The 20330-nt window shown below is 47.5% G+C and carries 15 protein-coding genes; 2 read left to right on the top strand and 13 right to left on the bottom strand.

The window, feature by feature from the left end:
- Positions 1-53: 53 nt before the first annotated feature.
- The 5 genes from F3H20_RS07835 to F3H20_RS07815 all read right to left on the bottom strand — a co-directional run bounded on the left by F3H20_RS07835 (position 54) and on the right by F3H20_RS07815 (position 6638).
- Positions 54-1235 (bottom strand): SAM-dependent methyltransferase, encoded by a 1182-nt coding sequence (locus tag F3H20_RS07835; protein ID WP_223191676.1) that lies wholly within the window; start codon positions 1233-1235, stop codon positions 54-56.
- 447 nt (positions 1236-1682) lie between these two features.
- Positions 1683-2246: an acyloxyacyl hydrolase gene (locus F3H20_RS07830; protein WP_149734385.1), complete on the bottom strand. Its 564-nt coding sequence runs from the start codon at positions 2244-2246 to the stop codon at positions 1683-1685.
- Between the two features lie 142 nt (positions 2247-2388).
- Positions 2389-3498 (bottom strand): GGDEF domain-containing protein, encoded by a 1110-nt coding sequence (locus tag F3H20_RS07825; RefSeq protein WP_188128237.1) that lies wholly within the window; start codon positions 3496-3498, stop codon positions 2389-2391.
- Positions 3499-3629: 131 nt separating this feature from the next.
- The gene (locus tag F3H20_RS07820; RefSeq protein WP_149734383.1) at positions 3630-4910 is read right to left on the bottom strand and encodes an L-cysteine desulfidase family protein; all 1281 of its coding nucleotides are present in this window, start codon (positions 4908-4910) and stop codon (positions 3630-3632) included.
- Positions 4911-5189: 279 nt separating this feature from the next.
- Complete coding sequence (locus tag F3H20_RS07815; protein ID WP_149734382.1) at positions 5190-6638, bottom strand: sigma-54 interaction domain-containing protein; 1449 nt, start codon at positions 6636-6638, stop codon at positions 5190-5192.
- A 520-nt stretch (positions 6639-7158) separates the two neighbouring features.
- Here F3H20_RS07815 and murI point away from each other — a divergent pair.
- Both murI and F3H20_RS07805 read left to right on the top strand, forming a co-directional pair.
- A complete protein-coding gene (murI, locus tag F3H20_RS07810) occupies positions 7159-8001 on the top strand; it encodes a glutamate racemase (protein ID WP_149734381.1) in 843 nt (280 codons plus the stop codon).
- Positions 8002-8404: 403 nt separating this feature from the next.
- Positions 8405-9055: a trimeric intracellular cation channel family protein gene (locus F3H20_RS07805; RefSeq protein ID WP_223191675.1), complete on the top strand. Its 651-nt coding sequence runs from the start codon at positions 8405-8407 to the stop codon at positions 9053-9055.
- Between the two features lie 52 nt (positions 9056-9107).
- On the opposite strand, the gene F3H20_RS07800 is transcribed toward F3H20_RS07805, so the two are convergent.
- From F3H20_RS07800 to F3H20_RS07765, 8 genes are all read right to left on the bottom strand, one after another.
- Positions 9108-10157: an epoxyqueuosine reductase gene (locus tag F3H20_RS07800; protein ID WP_149734380.1), complete on the bottom strand. Its 1050-nt coding sequence runs from the start codon at positions 10155-10157 to the stop codon at positions 9108-9110.
- A 183-nt stretch (positions 10158-10340) separates the two neighbouring features.
- Positions 10341-10784, bottom strand: coding sequence for a MarR family winged helix-turn-helix transcriptional regulator (locus F3H20_RS07795; RefSeq protein WP_149734379.1), 444 nt, complete (start codon positions 10782-10784; stop codon positions 10341-10343).
- A 514-nt stretch (positions 10785-11298) separates the two neighbouring features.
- Positions 11299-12750, bottom strand: coding sequence for a catalase (locus F3H20_RS07790; RefSeq protein ID WP_149734378.1), 1452 nt, complete (start codon positions 12748-12750; stop codon positions 11299-11301).
- Positions 12751-13248: 498 nt separating this feature from the next.
- Entirely contained in the window at positions 13249-13863 is a 615-nt protein-coding gene (locus F3H20_RS07785) for a DNA-3-methyladenine glycosylase family protein (RefSeq protein ID WP_149734377.1), read from the bottom strand.
- Positions 13821-14321, bottom strand: a complete 501-nt coding sequence (locus F3H20_RS07780) for a methylated-DNA--[protein]-cysteine S-methyltransferase (protein ID WP_149734376.1) — start codon at positions 14319-14321, stop codon at positions 13821-13823. The genes F3H20_RS07785 and F3H20_RS07780 overlap by 43 nt, the downstream gene beginning before the upstream one ends.
- A 97-nt stretch (positions 14322-14418) precedes the next feature.
- Positions 14419-15036, bottom strand: a complete 618-nt coding sequence (locus F3H20_RS07775) for a bifunctional transcriptional activator/DNA repair enzyme AdaA (RefSeq protein ID WP_149734375.1) — start codon at positions 15034-15036, stop codon at positions 14419-14421.
- A 161-nt stretch (positions 15037-15197) separates the two neighbouring features.
- Positions 15198-15713, bottom strand: coding sequence for a DUF1003 domain-containing protein (locus tag F3H20_RS07770; RefSeq protein WP_149734374.1), 516 nt, complete (start codon positions 15711-15713; stop codon positions 15198-15200).
- A 562-nt stretch (positions 15714-16275) separates the two neighbouring features.
- Positions 16276-19932 carry a dynamin family protein gene (locus F3H20_RS07765; protein WP_149734373.1) on the bottom strand — a complete coding sequence of 1219 codons (3657 nt, stop codon included), beginning with the start codon at positions 19930-19932 and terminating at the stop codon, positions 16276-16278.
- Positions 19933-20330: the final 398 nt, after the last annotated feature.

Genomic DNA, 20330 nt, shown 5'->3' with positions numbered 1-20330 from the left:
AGGGAAATCCCTCCGGGATGTTTAGGGTTTCGCGGCAAAGCGCGAACCACGGTTTATTTAGCATAAACATGTTCATAGGTCAGCGGAGTCTCGTTATTAATTCCCTTGGAAAATAGCAATTGGTGGATATCCAGCCCAGACACCCGGAACGCGGAGGCACAGCCTCTCAAATATAGCTCCCACATACGGATAAACCGTTCATCAAATTTTTGCCTGATAAGATCCTTTTTCTGCGCGAAGTTTTCATACCAGCGATCCAGGGTCATGGCATAATGCAGCCGCAGGCTTTCCAACTGCAGCAGATGAAAATCATATTCCGGCAGCAGCCACACCGTCTCCCGCAGCGATGGGACATACCCGCCCGGGAAGATATACTTAGCAATCCAGGGATTGGTCACTTCCTCAAACATACCTGTAATAGAATGCAGCAAAGATAGACCGCCGGGAACCAGCAAGTTATGTACCTGTTGCATATAGCGTCCTAAATTCGCTCTTCCCACATGCTCAAACATGCCGACACTGACAATTTTATCAAACTGTTCTTTTTGCGGGTCGACCTCCAGGTAATGCCGCAGCTCGACCCGGACCTGATCTTCCAGCCCCAACTCGGCAATCCGCCGCTTAGTGCCTTCATATTGCTCGGTACTTAGGGTAATACCGGTGGCCTTTACCTGATATTGCTGGGCAGCCCGGATAATCAGCCAGCCCCAGCCGCTGCCAATATCCAGCAGCCGCTCTCCCGGTTTGAGGTTCAGTTTTTTCAATATATGATCAATTTTCTGTAGCTGAGCCTGCTGCAGCGAATCCCCCGGTTCTTTAAAATAGGCGCAGGAATAGCTCATCGTTTCATCCAGCCAGAGGGAAAAGAAATCATTGCCCAAATCATAATGGTGCTCAATATGCTCCTGCTGCACCTTACAATCCACGGCGCCGGAGTTCAACGCCCCCTGTCGTTCCAGTGGCTGAGGCTGGGTGTTCATCATGACGATGCGAATGATTTCATCCATCGAGCCCTCCAAATCGATCAGCCCGTCCATATAGGCTTCTCCCAGGGCCAGCACCATATCCTCCGTATTGAACTTTATGGGCGGCTCTTTATGAAAAATCACCTTAAAGGACGGCGGTTCACCGCCATAGGACTCTTCCTCTCCATCCCAGAATACAACGGAAAATCCGCCCTTTTTCCAGGTCTTCAGCAAAAGTTTCAGTGCCATTTTCTTTAACAACCCAATCACCCCATGTATCTCCAAAATATTAAACCCCAAGCACTAAAAACAGGCAGTTCAAATATCCAGAAATTCTGCAGCACTACAAAGCAACATCGCTGTTACGAAACCTATATTGCCCACTTACCACTGATTATACGCTTCTCCTTCGGCCCTATCAATTAAACAAAAGCACGATAAGGAAAGATTTTACAGGCATTCTGGACTTTCTGTCGCTTAAATCGGACTTTCTCTTCCTTTTTGCCAAAAACTGCCTGAAAACACGATAAAATCGTGCTTTCTTATGTAGTGAATAAACATTGTCCAAATAAAAATTGCCGGCTGTGATCACAAAAGTGATCACAGCCGGCAATTTCTTTATTTCTTACTTTCCCTTAGCCCTTTTCAGGATATCCTGAGTGATGGAACCGGCCAATGTTTATCGTTGATCAGCTTTCCGGTCGGTTCTGTTTGTTTTTAAAACTTGCTGGTTACCCCCAGGGATACGCCATGCGCATTGTACGAGGGATTATGATCGTGATAACCGCCGTTGGAAACATGCATGAACATGTAGCCAACATTTAGCGAGGTATCCCCGTTAAACTTATACACAAACTGCGGGCCTGCCCGCCACATAAAGTTATAGTACCGCCCGCCGGCCGGAAAGATTTTATCATACACGATAAAACCACCGCTTACATCAAATGCTGCCGCTAACTTGCCGGAAAGCTCCCGCTCGCTGCGCATCAGATAGACAGGCCCGATACCGGTTGCGGTGCTGTCCTGATCCTGCCGCATATAGTCTATGCTCCCCTTGGGACGGGTGATGGTAATGCCCCGGTAGACCGACCGGCTACCCTTCTCCGAAATCTTTTGCAGGATATGCAGCGACACCGTATCCAGATCGCGGTTTGCTCTCATGGGGGTTAAATAATCCCAGTCCAGCTCCAGCTTGGCGTCCGCCGCGTAGCCAACGGGGCTTCCCGCCATAAAAGCCAATAGCACAGTCAGTACGATAACCGGATAAAAATATTTACGCACAATATGACGCTCCTTATGTAAAAATTTCTTGCCGCGTCCTGTTTTTTATCTGACACAGAACATGTTAGATATTCTAGGTAACGGAGCATTTTCCTGTCGTCCTGTAAAATATTGAAAGAATCCCGACATGCCCGGCTGCATCTCAGGCTTCGCTTAAGTACACTTGATTGCGGCCCCAGCGTTTGGCCTGATAGAGTGCTTCATCCGCCCGGTTTAATGCCTCGGCAAAGGACCGGTCTTTATCACAAACCTGGGTTACACCGATGCTCACGGTAGTTTGCAGCACCCGTTTATTAAAAAAAGCTTTGTTTTGCTCACAGGCATAACGGATCTTCTCCGCAACCTCATTAGCATAATCCAGACAGGTGACAGGCAATATCAGCGCAAACTCTTCGCCACCCAGTCTGCCCATGATATCGCCAGCCCGCGTATGCTGTAGTATCAGCTTGGAAAAGGACAATAAAAAAGCGTCGCCGGCGGCATGGCCGAATTTATCATTCAAATTCTTAAAAAAGTCCAAATCCAGCATAATCAACGCAAAAACCTCTTGATTCTTCTGAAACCGGTTGAATAATTCTTCACCTAACTGAAAAAACTTGCGCCGGTTGAAAGCGCCTGTCAGACAGTCGGTATAAGCTGATTTCTCCAGCTCCAGACGCAGGTTTTGTTCTTTTACCAGCGCATAATAATGTTCATGCCGAAAGGCACAAAGCTTTACCGCAATAACAAGACCTAAGGTGAACGAAAGCACATAAGCAAAAGTGATAACTTCCCAGGACAAAGTATACGGAAAATTTCTTAAAAAGGCTGCGATAGCCAAATCAATGATGACCTGACAGCCGGCCAAGACAGCCTTTTTCCCTACCGCTCCCGGGAAATAGATCAATATTAAAAGAACAATCAAAGGGTCCAGATAAGTAAAATTGATGTTGTCGGCTTGCCTGGTCAAATTCACGTAGGCAAGCTGCAAAATCAGCAGGGCAGACCAACCATACATCAAGCGCTCATGCTGCTGATAGGATTTTACCCGCCGCAAAAAAAACAGACAGCCCGCCGACAATGACGTAAAAATCAGACGGACCAAAACAGACTGATAAAACGGCAAGCCTGTCCCTAAAAAAACATAATCATTGATGACAAACAGGAGGCAGAAACAAATAGTAACCGTAATTCCGGTTCTCGTATTTGCTACGTCCTCCTTTAAATAAAATTGCTCTACCGCACTGTCGGTATACCGAATGAACCTGGACATGTCATGATTCCTCACTAATCCGCTATTTACTTCCATTATACCGCACTGCATTGTCGAAATTCGGATAAAAAGCTCGAAATCGAGTTTATTTTTTTCACCGGCAAAAATCTTATGCGCCTGCCTGTCACTCCCTATTCCAGCATGATTTGGAGAATCTCCGCATCGGTCGCCCGCATACCGCGTGAAGCCAGCCGCCCCACAGCAGCAATGGTTTCTTCCACATCATGCTTGATAATTCCCTGACCGGCCTGATATTGGCTGCCCTGCCGGGCCAGCAAATGCGCCATATAGGCAGCATCCAGGCAGGAAGCTATCTTGGCCGCACACGACGGTTTTGCGCCGTCACAGACAATCCCCGGTACATTAGCCAGCATATTGTGAATGGTCTGATTGATTTGTCGCAAATTGCCTCCTCCCAAATAGGTAATTGCGGCACCGCTGGAACAAGCTGCGCTGACGGCACCGCAAAAAGCGGACAAACGGCCGATGGAGGTCTTTTGGTGAATGGTCAACAAATTGGAAAATACCAGACCACGATACAGCCTTTCTTCCGGCAGTTGCTGTTCGCTGGCATACACAATGACCGGAACGGTACTGGCAATCGATTGATTACCGCTGCCGGAATTGGTGACCACAGGCAGCATGCAGCCTCCCATTCTTGCCTCCGAAGCGGCGGCCGCATAAGCCTTTATCTTACGCAGCACCTGCTCGCCCTGTCCGCTTTCCAGTAAGGTACGACCGATTCTCACCCCATAAGCCCCGCACAGCCCCGCTTCGGCCAGAGCCATGTTGCAGGTAACCTGCCTGGTAAGGATCTCTCTTACCCACTCCAGCGGCACCTTGCTGGCAAACCGGTAAATTCCCCGCACGGTGAGCAGGGAGCGGTCGGTCATTACCCCTTCATTCGTATGGGATTCCGTCGTTTCCTGCTGCAAGAGTTGTCCGTTCTTTTCGATCCGGCATATATGAGTGTGCGTATTCTTTAATTCCACGGTAACGGTATCCGGTCCGGCCGACAAACGCAAAATAAGGTGCAGGTTGACGTCTGTATTCAGCAGCCTGATGTCGCCAAATTGGTTTTTCTCCAATTGTTTAACCTCTGCCCTATCGACCGGTGTCATATGAGCCAGCACCTCCAGACGTTCGGCGGCTTTGCCGCCCACCAGCCCGGCCAGCATAGCCGCCCGGATTCCCATAAGTCCGCCGGTATTTGGTATGACCACGCTTTTGACATTTTTCACAATATTGCCGCTGCATTCCAGCACGGCTTTTTCCGGGAAAGTCCCCAGAACCTCCCTGGCTTTGGCGGCGGCATAAGCAATGGCAATCGGTTCGGTGCACCCCAAAGCCGGCACCAGTTCCTCCTTTAATATTTCAAGATAATTTTCAAATAATATCCTGCCTTTATTCATAAAATGTTTCCACTCCTTTATCAAAATCAAAGCATCATTTCCCCTTTTCACAAGCAAAAAGCATGCCATATTTCACAAAAACAGTTACTAATTTGTCGAACCCTTTATTTCCCGGGTAATACTTCAATCAGTAAACAGTCAGTCCAGGCTCGTTGGATAAAAAAATTAACCGATTTTCGCAAATCTGCGAAAACCGGTCTGAATAACGCTATATATGAAGCCCTTTAATGGCTGTTTGTAATAGTGAGAATAATTTCTCACTATCGAGAAATCGCAAGTCTAATGAAGCTGATACTTATCTAATTTCCGATATAGAGTAGCCAGACTGATCTTTAGCTGCTCCGCCGCCTTTTTCTTAACCGCCAGGCTAGCTCCCGGTGCAACATAAGTCCTGAGCAGTTGTTTTTCGTATTCTGCCAGTTGTTCCTCCAAGCTACCGGAAAAACCGCGCTCACCCTGATCAGCCAGCAAATTGGCCGGCAATTCCCGTAAGGCCAGAATTTCTCCCCGTGCCATAGTTACCATATATTCCAGGGCATGTTCCAGTTGGCGGATATTGCCGGGCCACGGATAGTTTACCAGCCAGCGACGCAGGCTTTCTTCAATCCGCAGGTTACCCCGGTTCAGCTTCCGGGCAAAGTTCTCCAAAAAATGGTCAAGATAGAGTGGTATATCAGCCGGTCTTGAGCGCAAGGGCGGAATCGTCAGCGGAATAACATTCAGGCGATAATAAAAATCTTCACGAAAGCCGCCTTCTTGCATCATCTTTTCCAAATTCCGATTGGTTGCGGCAATAATCCGTACATCGACAGGTAGCGGCTGTGTGCTGCCAATACGTTCAATCGAGCGCTCCTGAATAGCCCGCAGCAGTTTTGGCTGCAACGCCAGCGGCAAATCACCGATTTCATCCAAAAACAACGTACCTTTATCCGCCAGCTCAAACTTTCCTTTTTTGCCGCCTTTGCTGGCGCCGGTAAAGGAACCCGCCTCATAGCCGAACAGTTCACTTTCGAATAAATTTTCCGGTATGGAAGGGCAGTTCACTACAACAAAGGGTTGGTCCTTACGTCCGCTTTCCGCGTGAATGGCCTTGGCCAGCAATTCCTTCCCGGTGCCGCTTTCTCCCCGGATGAGAACGGTCGCATTGCTGATGGCCACCTGCTGCGCCTTCTGCAGCAATTGCACGAAAGTCGCATCGCGGCCCAGCAACCCTCCGAACACATACTTCCCATTTATTGTTTCCAACACTTCCTGTACCTGATGCTGCAGCCGCCATTGGTCATCCAGCATAAACAACTTGCTTTCCAGCAGACTGCTCATATGGCCCAGAAAAACGAAAAATTTAGCCGAATTGCGCGTTAAGCGATCCCGCTGTCCGGCCGTAAAGGCGATCACGCCGATCACCCCAACGGTCTGACCGTGCTTTTTGATCGGAAAACCCATAGTGGCAAGCTCCTGGCAGCAAAAAGCAGTGGTACAGTTTTTACAGGCGCTATTGTCACCGGTGCCGGGAATAAAACCGGGTTCGCCGGTAGCCAGTACTTCACGAAAAAAAGCTCCGTCAGGAATCGGTTGACCAATGCTCGCGGCGTGCAGACCCGTTCCGCCAATCCTGACACCCTGATCGTCAATAATCGTAACGGCTATCTCTAAAACGTCGGTGATAGTCTCAGCATATTCCTGGACAAACGGCTGAATATAGGCAATGCCGGAACCGCTCTTTTTCATACCCCTTGCCACCTTCCCGTACATTTGACGCAAATATAGTAAAACTATTCGCCTGCGCTTCCGCGCTTTCCTGCCAGTGCGCGTCAGTCTTAATAGGGCAGGATCATGGTAAGACTATTTTTTGAACACCAGGCGAAGAAAAGAAGCATACCGTAAATATGCCAACTGACGACAACTGGCATTGCGGAAAATGGACTGCCAGTATTCACTGGTATAAGGCTGATAAGATACTGATAAATCATTGGGAAATATTGTATCCACCACCGTTGTTGGTTATAATGATAATAGTCTTTGTATTTGGACAGGTAAAGGCTGGAAGGGTATAATATAAATAAGATTGCGCAAAATCACCTTAAAAAAGGTTGTTCACTGCCGGCGATTTTTGTACCATATCTCATTAAAAATTTCAGGAATAGGAACTACTATTGCCTAAAAATTATCTGGCGCAAAAATCTCCTGCTAGGGGATCAACCTGTTGGTTTGAAAGCATACCTAGAATAAACAAGTGAGGTAAACACATATGAAGATAGGCTTTTTTGATTCTGGCATAGGCGGTATGACCGTGCTGTATCATGCCTTGCGCTTACTGCCCAGGGAAGATTACATATATTATGCCGATACGCAACACGTGCCCTACGGCGAAAAATCAAAAACAGACGTAAAAAAATATGTATTTGAAGCGGTGGATTTTTTAGTGCGACAGGGCATTAAGGCCCTGGTTATCGCTTGCAATACGGCTACCAGCATTGCCGCTAAAGAGCTGCGTGAAAAGTATGATTTTCCCATCATCGGTATTGAACCGGCCGTTAAGCCTGCTATCTTAAGAAGTCAGGAACAAGGCCGTCGGGTCCTGGTCTTTACGACCCGCCTCACCCTGCGGGAGGAAAAATTCAATAATCTGGTCGCCAGGCTTGACGAGGATCATATCGTCGACGGACTGGCTCTGCCCGGTTTGGTGGAATTTGCCGAACGGTTTGAATTTAATGAAACCGTGGTGCGCCCCTATCTTACGACGCAATTAGCCCCCTACAAGCTGGAAGAGTATGGCACGGTTGTTCTTGGCTGTACTCATTTCCCTTTCTATAAAGACACCATGAAAACGATCTTTGCCCCCGAAGTGGATATCATTGACGGCGGTAAGGGCACAGCCGAAAACCTCGCCCGGACCTTGCAAAAAGCAAACAAGTTCCAGCAGGGTACCGGTTCTGTTGATTACTATATGTCGGGAAATAAAGTGCAGGATCCCCAACTATTGCAGCAATATGGCCGCTTACTGGAAAGGCTGCAGATGCTCGATAATCTGCAGTCTCCCACTTCCCAAAGGGGCTGCCAAGAACAAAGCCTGCATTATCTTTTTCCTTAGCCCGCTTTCATGGTGAAATCAACAGCACCATCTCCCCTGAATCAGGAAAATGCCGCAATGGCATTTTTTCTTTTTTTTGCAGCACACAGCTTGCATTTGTGTTAAAATAACTAATGGTTTGACTGCTTGAAAGCGTACAAGAATCATGGGGATTTTTTCGCCAGCCGAGGCGAAGGATACGCGCCGGTTGGAGTAGACAGACCACTAGCACTTTGTGTTGCTTGAAAGCATAGGATAAACTTGTATAGACTTTTTCACTCTCACAAGACGGCGGTAGCCGCATATATTGGACCAAGGTAAGACGCCGACAACCAAATGGGACGAAAAAGACTGTAAGATAATCTGTGTATGCAGGCGACGCAAGGAACTGGGCATATTACAGGCATGAAAAGAGGAAGAAACATTGGTAACCGCTTGGACTATATTTGAAATTATGGGCATCGTGGCTTTTGCCGTTTCCGGTGCCCTAACGGGAATACAAAAAAGGCTGGATGTCTTCGGCGTACTGGTGCTGGCTATTACCACCGCCATTGGCGGCGGGATACTGCGGGACGTTGTCATCGGCAATACACCACCGTTAACCTTCCGGGACCCTACCTTTTTTATTATCAGTTCGCTAGTCACTTTGATTGTATTTTTTACCTACCGCTGGCTGGAGCAATATAAAAATACCATCCAGGTATTTGACGCTATCGGCTTGGGCGCCTTTACCGCCACTAGCGCCAAGCTGGCGCTGCAGCACAATCTGGACTCTTTATTTATTGTTACTACCATTTCGGTCATTACCGGCATCGGCGGCAGCGTTATCCGTGATGTGATTGTGAAGGAAATTCCCTATGTATTCCGCCAGGAAGTATATGCCATCACCACCATCATGGGAGCCATGACCTTTTACTATTCCCAGATGTATCTTGACGGCCCGCTGCCCCTATATCTCAGCTTTCTGATTACCACCGGGCTTCGCCTGTGCTGCATCAAATACGGCTGGAATTTCCCGGTCCTCGGTGCTACGGAAAATACAATCCCTGTCGATCAGGAGCCGGAACACGAATAAACTATGAGAAATGACCGGGAGCGCCCTGCGCTTTCCGGTCATTTTAATATCCTCACCTGTTTGAAGCATAACAAGGCAGCTTTAGTTTTTTAACGGCCCACTCCGCCATTTCCCTTACCTTGGCGTGACTGTCGTTACATGCAGCGTAAATAGCCTCTTTATACTTTTCCTGATATTCGTTTACCATTGCGTTAATCACATTGACTTTCCACTTCCAGACATCGTCTTTTGTGATATAAAAAAACTTGGCCGGCAGTATTTGCTGAAGAAGCTCATAATCCATGCTAAGGATTTTTCCCAGGGAAATATGCTCGCTTATTTCCGCTAAGAAAGGGAATTCCTCCTTTGCTTCCCAGCGGTTTTTATTCATCGGACAAACATCCTGGCAAGCATCGCACCCATAAATCCAGCCCCCTATTTGAGCATTATACGTTTCCCGTGGCAGGTCCCGTCCGCCAAAGGTGGTAAGAAAAGAAATGCAGGCTAACGGGTTCATCGTATACGGTTTTGATAACGAAGCGGTAGGGCAGGCTTTGACGCACCGGTTACAATGCTCAGGGCAGGCCCTTACCGTTGGTGTATCGATCAATTCCAGCTCCTGATCAATCAACCAGGCTTCTAAATGGACCCACGAGCCGGATTCGGTATAAAAAAAATTATTCCTGCGGACTATGCCAAGCCCGGCTTTTACTGCGGCCCAGCGAACCCCCGTAATGCCGAATTTTCGCTTTGTTTCCGTTTTAAGCCCCATCTTCTGCATAGCTGCTTCAAATTGCAAGCTAGCCTGGTATCCGGCGGCGTGCTCATCTATTCTGCTGTCAAATAAGTAGGCTTTGCCGACTAACCCTTGCAGATGATCCGGCACCTGGTATTTTCCATATTGCTCCACGCAAATAACAATGGATTTCGCCCAGGGATAGACGTCTTGCAAATGAGCAAAGCCTCTAAAACGTTCGTAGAAGGGTCTGGTTTGCGGCAGATATTCCATTCGCTCGTTCAGTTTTTCTTCATAACCGGCCATAGCCGCTATTTTAATAATGCCGCATTTTTCATACCCCGCTTCCAGTGCCGCGCTCTTGATTTGAAATGCTAAAGAGTTCATATTCTAACACCCTTTCTGTTAATACATTTTTTGTTACTATCGCCAAGTCTGCTGTCCCCCAAACGCTTTCTTGAGTACGTTCTACCCTGGTGTTACAGTCTCGCATACGTGTATATACACATATATGAGACTGCTTCCGCTGCTGCTTAGTCCTATATGTTTTACAATCAAATAACGTCTGGCTTAAGGGACAAGCGCTTCTAACTTTGACAGCAGTTGTGTAAGTTTCACCAAATCCGCTTCCCCCATATACTCTTCTATGGACTTTTGCGCCTCTTTCCAGAGCATCCAGCCGCTTAACATCGCAGCTTTACCATTTTGCGTCAGCATGATCTCCCGGGTCCGCGAATCTTTACCCGGTTTAACATTGATCAGTTCGGCATCGGTTAAAGGTTTCATATTCCGACTTAGGGTAGTCCGGTCAATACGCATGATTCGGGCCAATTCACTCATAGTAATATGTTCCGTCACTTCAAGATGCCGCAGTAATCCCAACTGAGCCGTAGTCAGTCCGCTTGGAGCCAGTACATCATCGTAAAATTGGGTTACCGCATGAGCAGCCCTGCGTATATTCATACAATTGCACGGGCTGGGATGTTTCGGATAAACCTCTTTAATGCGCTTCATAACAGCCACCTTCTATAATGCGAACAATAATTTGGTGTATATACACAATTCTAATTATATTATCTCTACCTACATGTCGTCAAGCATCTGCAGTAAGATTCCTCTGGTGAACTGGCGCCAATGACTAAATAACGCATTCGGAATCGCCGGGGTTGTTTTTACATCATTTTTCTATATTCCTCTGCAGTTAAACAGAAACTAGAGCGGGTGCCAAACTATCAGAACATATACTCCATGAATGACGCTCTTGCGCTATATATCACTGAAGAGGCAGCAATAAAGCCCATTATTCCGGCCGGTAAAATAAAAGAGGCAAGTGGTCTCAAGCCGGTTTCTGCAAATTAGCTTCTGCGTTTAAACGATACGTCTGCACCGATTCCCGCCAGACAATGATTTTCAGTATTGGCAAAACAGAAAAATGACTTAATCCGTCTCCGGCAGTCAAGGGACGTAAAAATCCCCTGAAGTTTTCCGTAACAAGCTTCAAGGGATTTTACATTGATTAGCAAGCGGTTTATGGAATTAAATTTAAGCTCTGAGCAATTCTGCAGCCAAGTTCGTTATCGGTTCGGATAAAATGTTCGATCATTCTTCTTTGGATTGGCTCATAAGCCTGACTCAAGCTTTCAATGATATTTGACACCAAATGTTCTTTTTCTCCACTCAGCATATTGCGATATTTATACCCGGGCTGGTAATAATCATCGCCGGCCGGTTCCTGCCGGCCCACACATCCTGAAATACATTCTTGCGGGGGATTTCCTTTCTCAGGCGCCTCCGCCGGCGCGCCACAGCTTAAGGTATTAGGCAAATAATTGGCAATATCTGTACTGTACCTGCTTCGCATGGGTCCGTCCTGTATTTTGTTGTCAACCGGATTTCTCGGCATATTCACCGGGAGTTCCAAAAAGTTGGTTCCTATACGATATCGCTGGGTGTCACCATAAGGGAAAATGCGCCCTTGCAATATTCGGTCATTGGAAAAAGTAATTCCCGGAACAATAGCTGCCGGCGAAAAAGCCGACTGTTCGACTTCGGCAAAAAAATTCTCGGGATTTTTATTCAACACCATTCTGCCTACCGGAATTAAGGGATACATGTGCTCCGGCCAAATATGAGTAGGGTCCAGAATATCAAACGGCTGCTCGCATTCAAGCTCAGCTTCTATTGCCTGTATCCGCATTTCAAATTCAACACAATCCCCGGCGGCAATGGTATCAAACAAATCTCTGCTCGCCACGTCGGGATCCGTGCCGGCAAGCTGAGCTGCTGTCTTACTGTCGATGCATTCGACACCTGCGCAGGGTTCCCAGTAATACCTGATATACACCTCTTCACCGCACAGATTGACCCATTTGTATGTATTGACGCCAAACCCCTGGATGGTCCTATAGCTTTTAACAGTTCCAAGGTCTGAGAATAAATACAAAAGAAAGTTCATCGACTCCGGCCTTAAAGACATGAAATCCCAGAAACGGCTGGCCGCCACCGGCCCGCCCCGGATATTGGCGATAGGGTCCGGCTTAATGGCATGAACAAAGTCCGTGAATTGCAGCGGATCTCTTAGCGGGAATACCGGAATATGGTTGCAGATAAGATCATAATTACCTTCTTCCGTATAAAATTTCACGGCAAAACCGCGGACATCACGTACCGTGTCAGCACCGCCCAGCGATCCACCGGCTATCGAAAATCTGGCAAAAACTGGCGTCGCTTTTTCAGTATCCTGAAGGAAGCAGGCCTTGGTCAAAGAAGCAAATGATTTATAGGGAACAAAGTAACCATAGGCTCCGGCTCCCTTTGCGTGAAACGCTCTTTCCGGAATTCTTTCCCGGTCGAACTGGGCGAGCTTCTCAAGATAAACGGTATCTGTAAGGAGAATTGGCCCCCGCTCACCTACGGTTAGCGAATGCTGGTCATCAACGATGGGCGCCCCTTGATTACTGGTCAGACAGCGTTTGACCATATTCTTTTCACCTCCCATCATGAATTATGTTACGATTGATTATATTCCACCAAAAATTATTTAGGACTAAATTCACCGCTAAAAGGCCTACTCTAAAACCGTCAGTCTCGGGCCAAAATAGCCAGCCAAGTTTCACCCCGAACAGTCTTTTCTGACCGGATCAGGTCTTTCCGGCACGAAACGGCTAGGTCAGGCCAAGTTTGTTCCTTCTGACAAAAGCCGAAGGCTTATGATCATAAAGTTGCCTCGCAGCACACCTACAAACTGCGAGGCACTTCAGTGTTCTATATGTTCGGGAAAGCATATATCCCTTCAGCGCCTATGTGCCAGTGAACCTCACGGAGATCACCCTGCGTCAAGCGCATATTGCTACCGGCCACCGTAGCTCCCGGCTGGGTTGAGGTACCGGACATCTTCTTTGACTCATTTTTCAACCTCCGTTCTGATAACGCATTATATAAGCTTCAAAATATAGATGCGTAAAGCTGTGCAAACAATTTACAAATTAAACTGTTCGGCCGAAACTTCCCAAAGATACAGCGAGGCAACCGAACCGTATGGTGAGTAGCGCTTTTTGTATCTGACAAAAGTCTCCTTAGGAAGTTCCTTTAAACCATACAACTTCATCATTCCCCGGCGGATAGCTAAATCGCCGTAGCTTACCACATCAGGCCGGCCCAGGGAAAAAATCAACAGCATTTCAGCACTCCAAACGCCTACGCCATGTAGAGAAGCAAGCTGCCTGATGATCACCTCATCCCGCAATGAGGAAAGTTCAGCAAAATTCATACTACCGGTAGCGGCAGCCCTGGCAATCCCGTGAATATAACCGGCCTTTCTCACGGACATGCCACAGCCCTGTATAGCCGCCAGGTCTGCCCTGACAATATGGTCCGGCGTTATACTGCCCAACAGGGCGGCCAGCCTGTTCCAGACCGTTGACGCCGCCTTCTTGGAAATCTGCTGACTGACGACGCTTGCAATCAACGCGCTAAACGGCTCAGGATTAATTTCACGCCGGATAAAACCGATTCTGTCGATCGCCGTCCCCAGCTTTTTATCCTTCCGACTTAAATATTCGATTTCTTTTTGTCCGTATTCAAAAAACCGCATTGTCCCGTCTCCAGCTTCAGCAATTGATCTTTTAAGGCTAGTCCCCCGCGATAACCCACTAACGCGCCATTTGTACCAATAACCCGGTGGCAGGGAATGAAGAGCGGGATCGGGTTCCGGTTATTGGCCAGTCCGACAGCCCGTGCGGCACCAGGCTTGCCGATTTTGGCCGCTATACTTTTATAGCTTACCGTTTGGCCATAGGGAATTTGGCAGAGACTGTTCCAAACCTGCTTCATAAAAACTGTCCCGGCCGGTTCCAGGGGCAGCGAAAAAGCTGTCAGCCGGCCGGTAAGGTATTCGTCAAGCTGACGCGCCGCTTCCTGTAATATAGCGGTTTCACAGATCTTTCTGTCGTCAGGCCAACGCTCATCGTTGAAATACAAATTGGTGATTTGTTCGTTCTGTTCGGCAATACCAATCTTTCCTATAGCTGTTTGGTAAAAATAAATAAACATATAAATCACCTCAACTTTTTCTTGGAAAACGCTGATTTAACGAACGCATTGGCCTCCTTCCGTATCCGGAAGAAAAAAACCAGGAATAACAGCTCTTTCAGGATGTTTCTAGCACAGTCTGGCAGGAATCCGCCGTGACACAGGTTGCCAGTAAATCGGTATTTTCCCTAACTTCACCTGGGGCATATCCGGTCCGTTCTTTAAAGCACTTATAAAAAGTAGAAAGGCTTCCAAAGCCTGCTGCATAGGCGACTTCAAGAATGCCAGCCTCTCCCTGGCGCAGCAACTCAACGGCTTTAGCCACTCTCCGTGAAGTAATATATTGGGCAGGAGTCACACCGTAATAGCGTTTAAACAGTTTAATCAGGTGATTCTTGCTGACACCAAGCTGACGGGATATATGCTGTACATCCACTCGGTTTTGATAACCGTCCCCGATAATTTCCTGAACTTTCTTTACCAGTTCTAATTCCGGCTGAAAAACCGTCCGCTCAGGACAACACCGTTTGCAAGGCCGGAAGCCAAGCTGCCTTGCCTCAGCCGGATGTTCAAAAAAAATGATATTGCCAGGAACCGGAGCTTTTGACTTGCAGGAAGGCCGGCAAAAAATCCCCGTTGTCCTTACTCCGTAGAAAAAGACTCCATCATACCGGCTGTCACACTGAATCACAGCCTGCCATTTTTCCTCAGGCAAAAGAGCGCCATACTCTTTCATAACAATCCCTCCAGCAACCAGGATTACGCTACTATTATTTTACACAAAAAATAGCAACCCTTCTTCCTATATTTCATCACGTAATTGCAAGCTCCCCTAAGCTTTAAGCAATGGCCACACATCCATTAGATGTAGTGGATTTCCGGCTCTTGTCAGCTTCATTACCTTGTTACCTGCTCACCTTTATTAAGGATTCGTTGTTCCATAACCTCCAGGCGGGTCAACAATTCCTGCAGCAGGGCATCCTGATGCACCAAATGCTCCATCACCACTTTTATCTCTTCCTCGGCCTTTTTATTAATTTGATAGTCCTGATCAGCCATCAGCCGGTCCTTCTCAGCTTGCCGGTTCTGGCTCATCATCACCACCGGGCCGGTATAAGCCGCCTGGAAGCTTAATACTAAATTAAGCAAAATAAACGGATACGGGTCCCAGGAAGCAACAAAATCAGGATTTGTGCCGGCCATATATGTCAAATAAATATTAGCCCCCATCCATATAATAATAATGGCGCTCTGATAAATGATAAACGGCCAACTTCCCACCAATTTGGCTACCAAATCGGCTATCCGCTGCCCTCCGGTAATTTGTTCGCTAAATTCATGATTGACATTCTTTATAATATGACCTTTATGTTTATACGTAGCCGCCGGTCCCTGCCATTGATTGACTGCCATATTGCATTCCCTCTTTCTCTTTTTCTAAACTGTTCAACTCATTTACACCAGAGCTGTCTAGCGCCAGAATAACTGTCATCCTGTTACAATATCTCACTTTATTCAAGTCTGGCCTCCCCCATATTTAGTAAACAAAGCTCCTTTCACCACAGGCCACCAGAGAAAGCAGCCTTTACCAGCCGGTTTATACAATAACTGAGAAAGCGCTCCCGGTTAGTAACTAACTTCCCTGCAAACGTCGACTCTCCTGCCAGACAGCAAAGTACCACAATCGCTACCCCTGCGAAAAAGCTGCAACCATTTCGGGCAGCAGTATGGACTTTGCCAACGCTTCCTATGGAGGAAAGCTGTACGATGCAAAACCAATAAAATAATTTGAGGATATCAGACGCTCAGAACGAATTGATGAGGCTTTTTAACTATGCCCCTCTGAGAGATCTTCCGCTTGTCAAAATTGTCGCCAAATTATAGTATTATCTGCATAAGACATAAAAGATGAACCCCTCCCGCTGGATGCTAATAGATTACACCAGTCGAGAGGGGTTCCTTCTTATGCGCTCTGTTAGCTGAGCTTTGCCAGACTTTGTTGAGTCTCGATAAGCTGCTCGACCGGAATACCGCCGTCCAGAGCGGAAAGCAGACTGACATAGAAGTCATCCGCCTGTTCGGTCATTTGCCGAATAAGCTCTTGGAACTGGCTTTCCACGACCTGACAGTATAAGCTTTGCAACCGGGCCTGCTCCTGCGCCAGGTAGCCATCGGCGGCGTTGTTCAGTATACGGTACAGTTCGTCGCTCATTAACTTGCTCTCATTTTTCTCAAAGAAGGACTTGGGATTTTTAAAATAAGCCAATGCCCTGGCAAACATTCCTCGCGACAGATTGTCAAAGGCCGCTGCAAAATCAATTTGGGCCTGATTGCTGAATTCAAAGAGCGAAAAAGACAAGTCCTGATTCAAGTCACGGGTTCGCTCGGCCAATAGGGCCTGCTGCTCCGTCATAAGCCGTTCGGCAAAACGGTCCAGTCTCACCGTTGTCGCCCGCATTTCCTGGGCAAATTCGAAACCGATCTGCTCAAGCAATTCATCCAGCGCATGGTTTAACACTTTTTTCAAGTCACGGCCGTCATCGCGCAGCACGCTGGAATTGAAGGCTTCTTTAAAAAATTCAGGAAATCGCAAAAATACCCGCTGTTTAATATAGTAAAGCAATTCTTCCGCTTCCTGATCCAGGCGATTGGTGAGGGATTGGGCGGTCTGCTGCTCCAGCAGCCTGTGGATGGCTGCCCTTTCCAGTTCGATACCGGCCCGTCTTTGCTGCTTAACCGTGTCATCTTCTCTAGTGCTTTCGATAAGTTTTGCCACCAGATGGCCTAAGCGGCTTAATTCCCTGTCGGCAGCCGTCACCGCCAGATTCGCCAGATCATGAGTAATAAAATGATAAAAGGCTTCCTCAAAGGATGGCATACCGGAAACCGGAAGACTGTCCTTTTCCAGCTTCTCCTTCAATGCCTTCAGGCTTGATAAGGAATACAAATGCGGCTTTCTAACGCCATATTTGATAAGCTGCTCCTGGACATACTCCAGAACGATTTCCTTTTCCTCTTCGTTATTAGCCAGATCAATAGCGTTGATAATAAAAAACATTTTATCCAGTTGAAAAGAATCCTTGACCCGCCCCAGTTGCATCAAAAACTCCCGGTCAGCCTTGGAAAAAGCATGATTGTAGTAGGTCACAAAGAGGATAGCATCCGAATTTTTGATAAAATCAAAGGCGACACCGGTATGGCGGGCATTGATGGAATCGGCCCCCGGCGTATCGACCAGCGTAATCCCCTTGCGGGTTAGCGGACAATCGTAATAAAGCTCAATCCATTCCACAAAGCAGGACTTTTCTTCGACCGCCACATAATCGCCAAATTCGGCAAGCGTCGTGGTTACCACCGTTCCTAACTGGCCGCCACTAGCGGCATAGCCGGCCTGAAAGGCTTGTAAAAAAGCAAAATTAGTCTTTTCCGTTACGCCAGACTGCTCCCACTGGCCGGCAAAGTTTTCGATTAGACTGTGGGCATCTGCCAGACTTGGGGCATGTAGTTCAAATATTTTCAAAGACCGGTTCACATCTTCCAGCAAGGCCTCCGCTTCCTTGAGCTTGACAAGAACAGTTCCATGCGGGCAGGAAGCATTAACCGGTTTAATTTTATTAATAGCCGCTGTCGTCGGATTGGGCGAAACAGGCAAGACCTTCTTACCGATCAGTGCGTTGGCAAAAGAAGATTTACCGGCACTGAACGCGCCGAACAAAGCAACGGTAAAGCCTCGCTGCTCCAGTCGCCCCGCTTTCTCCCCCAGCTCGGCTGCCAGTTTTCTAAAACCGGGCAAATCGGCTACAAGCTGCGCCGCCTTCTGCAGCTTCCTGGCTGTAGGCTTCATCCGGTCGCCCGGTTCACTGGACACCGGAGCCTTTTGGACCGGAACACTTGGCTGTAAGAGGGATTTTACTTGCTTTTGCACCTCTTTTACCTGTCCGGTCTCCCCGTAAACCACTTCAAACTCTTCCTCTTCCGGTTCAAGCAAGCTGAACCGGTCGATGTTCAAGCCGGCAGTCTCATTAAGCAGTCCCTCCAGCCGGGTTTGCTCCAAATTTCGGGCTGCTTCCCGCCTTTTCACCTGTTCCAAAGCATTGATATACCGTTCCAGGCTGGCTGATTGTTGGGTCAACTTGGCCTGGATGGCCGTATTGCGGTCCTGCAAGACATTTAATATTTCCATTTCGATTTCAGCCAAGGCGTTCTTGGCCAACAGTTTAATCTCACTAGCCACGCGATCGGTATAATTGATCACATAATCACCGGACAAACGAGCCCCCTGTCTTACCAGTTCTGTTAGCAGTTCGCTGGAAAAATGCACAGTAAACTGCTGAATCTTGTCCGACAGTCCTTTATGTTCCAGCCGTTTTTCCTGTAAAAACCGCACCAGGAAATCGCGAAGATGCCATTCCAATTGAGACTTTGTCTTTTCAAGAATACCCTGATAAAAACGGGTCAGCCGTTCCTGCCTCGCTTCCAGTGTCTTTTGTTTGCTGAACAGCCAGCCTACCTTGAATTCATTTTGACAAGCCTCGAGATAGGCCTCGGCCAACGCCCGGGTTTCAAAGGGCATCAGGTAAGCGTTCTTCATGATTTTGCTGACTTCGGAATCAAACTGACTTTCCGCCTGTTCCAGCCCTTCGCCCAAAGAATTTTTCTCATTCAGCAGCCGGTTGTAGGTATCCGCCAGCTCGGCCTGCTCCTGGGGCGACAGCTCCTGCAAAATATTCCGGCAGGGCTGCAGGGCCTGTTCATCCTGCTTCTTGCTTAACGCCACATGGTCTTTAACGATTTTTTGCAGGGAATGCTCTATGGATCGCAACAAAAGGGTATCCTTCGCTGCTAGCCGCTCCGCTAAAAAAGCCTGCAGCCGGGCAAACTGATTGTGAACATGCTCATCATCCTTTAAGGAAGTATAAAAAATATCAGCCGGCTTTACACCCCACGCGGCGAAGGCTTCCACCACACTGGTTGTAAATGCAGCAAAAGAAAGCTCCTGTTCGGAATGCTTGTCCACCTGGTTAATAACCAGATAAACTTCCTTGCCTGCCTCAGTCAGCTCTTTGGTGAACATAAAGTTCAGTTCTGCCTGCACGTGGTTGTAGTCCATGACATAGAAGATGACATCGGCAAGATGGATGGCCGATTCGGTGGCAATGCGGTGTGCATCATCGGCCGAATCAATGCCGGGAGTATCCATGATCACCGTCTGCGGCGGCAGTTGAGAACCGGCATGGCTGATTTCAATAGCCTCGATTTGATCGCCGTCCTTACAATAATTCTTTACCATTTTATAATCATAGGGAGCGAGATACAGACGGGGTTTCTCGTTTTTGAAAAACACCTTGGCATATTCGTCTCCCGCTCTGACTTTTACCAGATTGGCACTGGTTGGGATCGGACTTGCCGGCAGCAGGTTCTCCCCGATCAACCGGTTAATAATGGTTGATTTGCCGGCAGAAAAATGACCGCAAAAGGCAATGGCGAATTCTTCCTTGATTAGCTTTTCCGCCAATTGCTTAACCTTACCGGCATTCTCCTGATCCTTGTGTTCCACTAAATATTCATAAGTGGCTAAAAGCCTTCCTTTTAATGCTCGAATTGTCCCATGACGATTCGCAGTGTACGTCATAAATAACTTCCCCTTATACCATGTAATACGTTTTATTGTATACGATACAGCTACCACTAGGCAACGTTATGTTCTTACCAGGGATGGCATCCTACAAATCAGCGTCAAAAAAAACATAGATTTCTACTATTTGTGCAGTGAAAACTTTCCTATCAATGCAGTCCTGGCATACTACCATCAGCTCCGGATAAAGCCCTTGACCGGATCGCCCGCCGGAACCGTTGATAACCGCGCAGCCCATTACCCTCAGCTCAAATGCCATCATTTTATTTCTATAATAATTGATAATATCATTCAGCGTATAATAATATTTTTTATCAAAGGTAGGATAACCACTGCCAGAACCGCCCAGGATAAGCTGATCAGTATCCTGAAAAGCAAAAAAACCCGCCGTTATT

It is taken from the genome of Propionispora hippei DSM 15287 (genome assembly GCF_900141835.1).
In the GTDB taxonomy this organism is placed as follows: Bacteria; Bacillota; Negativicutes; order Propionisporales; family Propionisporaceae; genus Propionispora; species Propionispora hippei.
The sequence above is the reverse complement of the archived record's forward strand: the minus strand, read 5'-3'. Positions and strand labels throughout refer to the sequence as shown.

Bases quoted from the DNA above. Each gene is read 5' to 3' on its own strand.
- F3H20_RS07790 (WP_149734378.1), bottom strand. From the start codon at position 12,750: ATGGTCAAACGCTGTCTGACCAGTAATCAAGGGGCGCCCATCGTTGAT.
- F3H20_RS07765 (WP_149734373.1), bottom strand. From the start codon at position 19,932: ATGACGTACACTGCGAATCGTCATGGGACAATTCGAGCATTAAAAGGA.
- F3H20_RS07825 (WP_188128237.1), bottom strand. From the start codon at position 3,498: ATGTCCAGGTTCATTCGGTATACCGACAGTGCGGTAGAGCAATTTTAT.
- F3H20_RS07775 (WP_149734375.1), bottom strand. From the start codon at position 15,036: ATGAAAGAGTATGGCGCTCTTTTGCCTGAGGAAAAATGGCAGGCTGTG.
- F3H20_RS07795 (WP_149734379.1), bottom strand. From the start codon at position 10,784: ATGAAGCGCATTAAAGAGGTTTATCCGAAACATCCCAGCCCGTGCAAT.
- F3H20_RS07785 (WP_149734377.1), bottom strand. From the start codon at position 13,863: ATGCGGTTTTTTGAATACGGACAAAAAGAAATCGAATATTTAAGTCGG.
- murI (WP_149734381.1), top strand. From the start codon at position 7,159: ATGAAGATAGGCTTTTTTGATTCTGGCATAGGCGGTATGACCGTGCTG.
- F3H20_RS07780 (WP_149734376.1), bottom strand. From the start codon at position 14,321: ATGTTTATTTATTTTTACCAAACAGCTATAGGAAAGATTGGTATTGCC.
- F3H20_RS07815 (WP_149734382.1), bottom strand. From the start codon at position 6,638: ATGAAAAAGAGCGGTTCCGGCATTGCCTATATTCAGCCGTTTGTCCAG.
- F3H20_RS07800 (WP_149734380.1), bottom strand. From the start codon at position 10,157: ATGAACTCTTTAGCATTTCAAATCAAGAGCGCGGCACTGGAAGCGGGG.
- F3H20_RS07820 (WP_149734383.1), bottom strand. From the start codon at position 4,910: ATGAATAAAGGCAGGATATTATTTGAAAATTATCTTGAAATATTAAAG.
- F3H20_RS07770 (WP_149734374.1), bottom strand. From the start codon at position 15,713: ATGGCAGTCAATCAATGGCAGGGACCGGCGGCTACGTATAAACATAAA.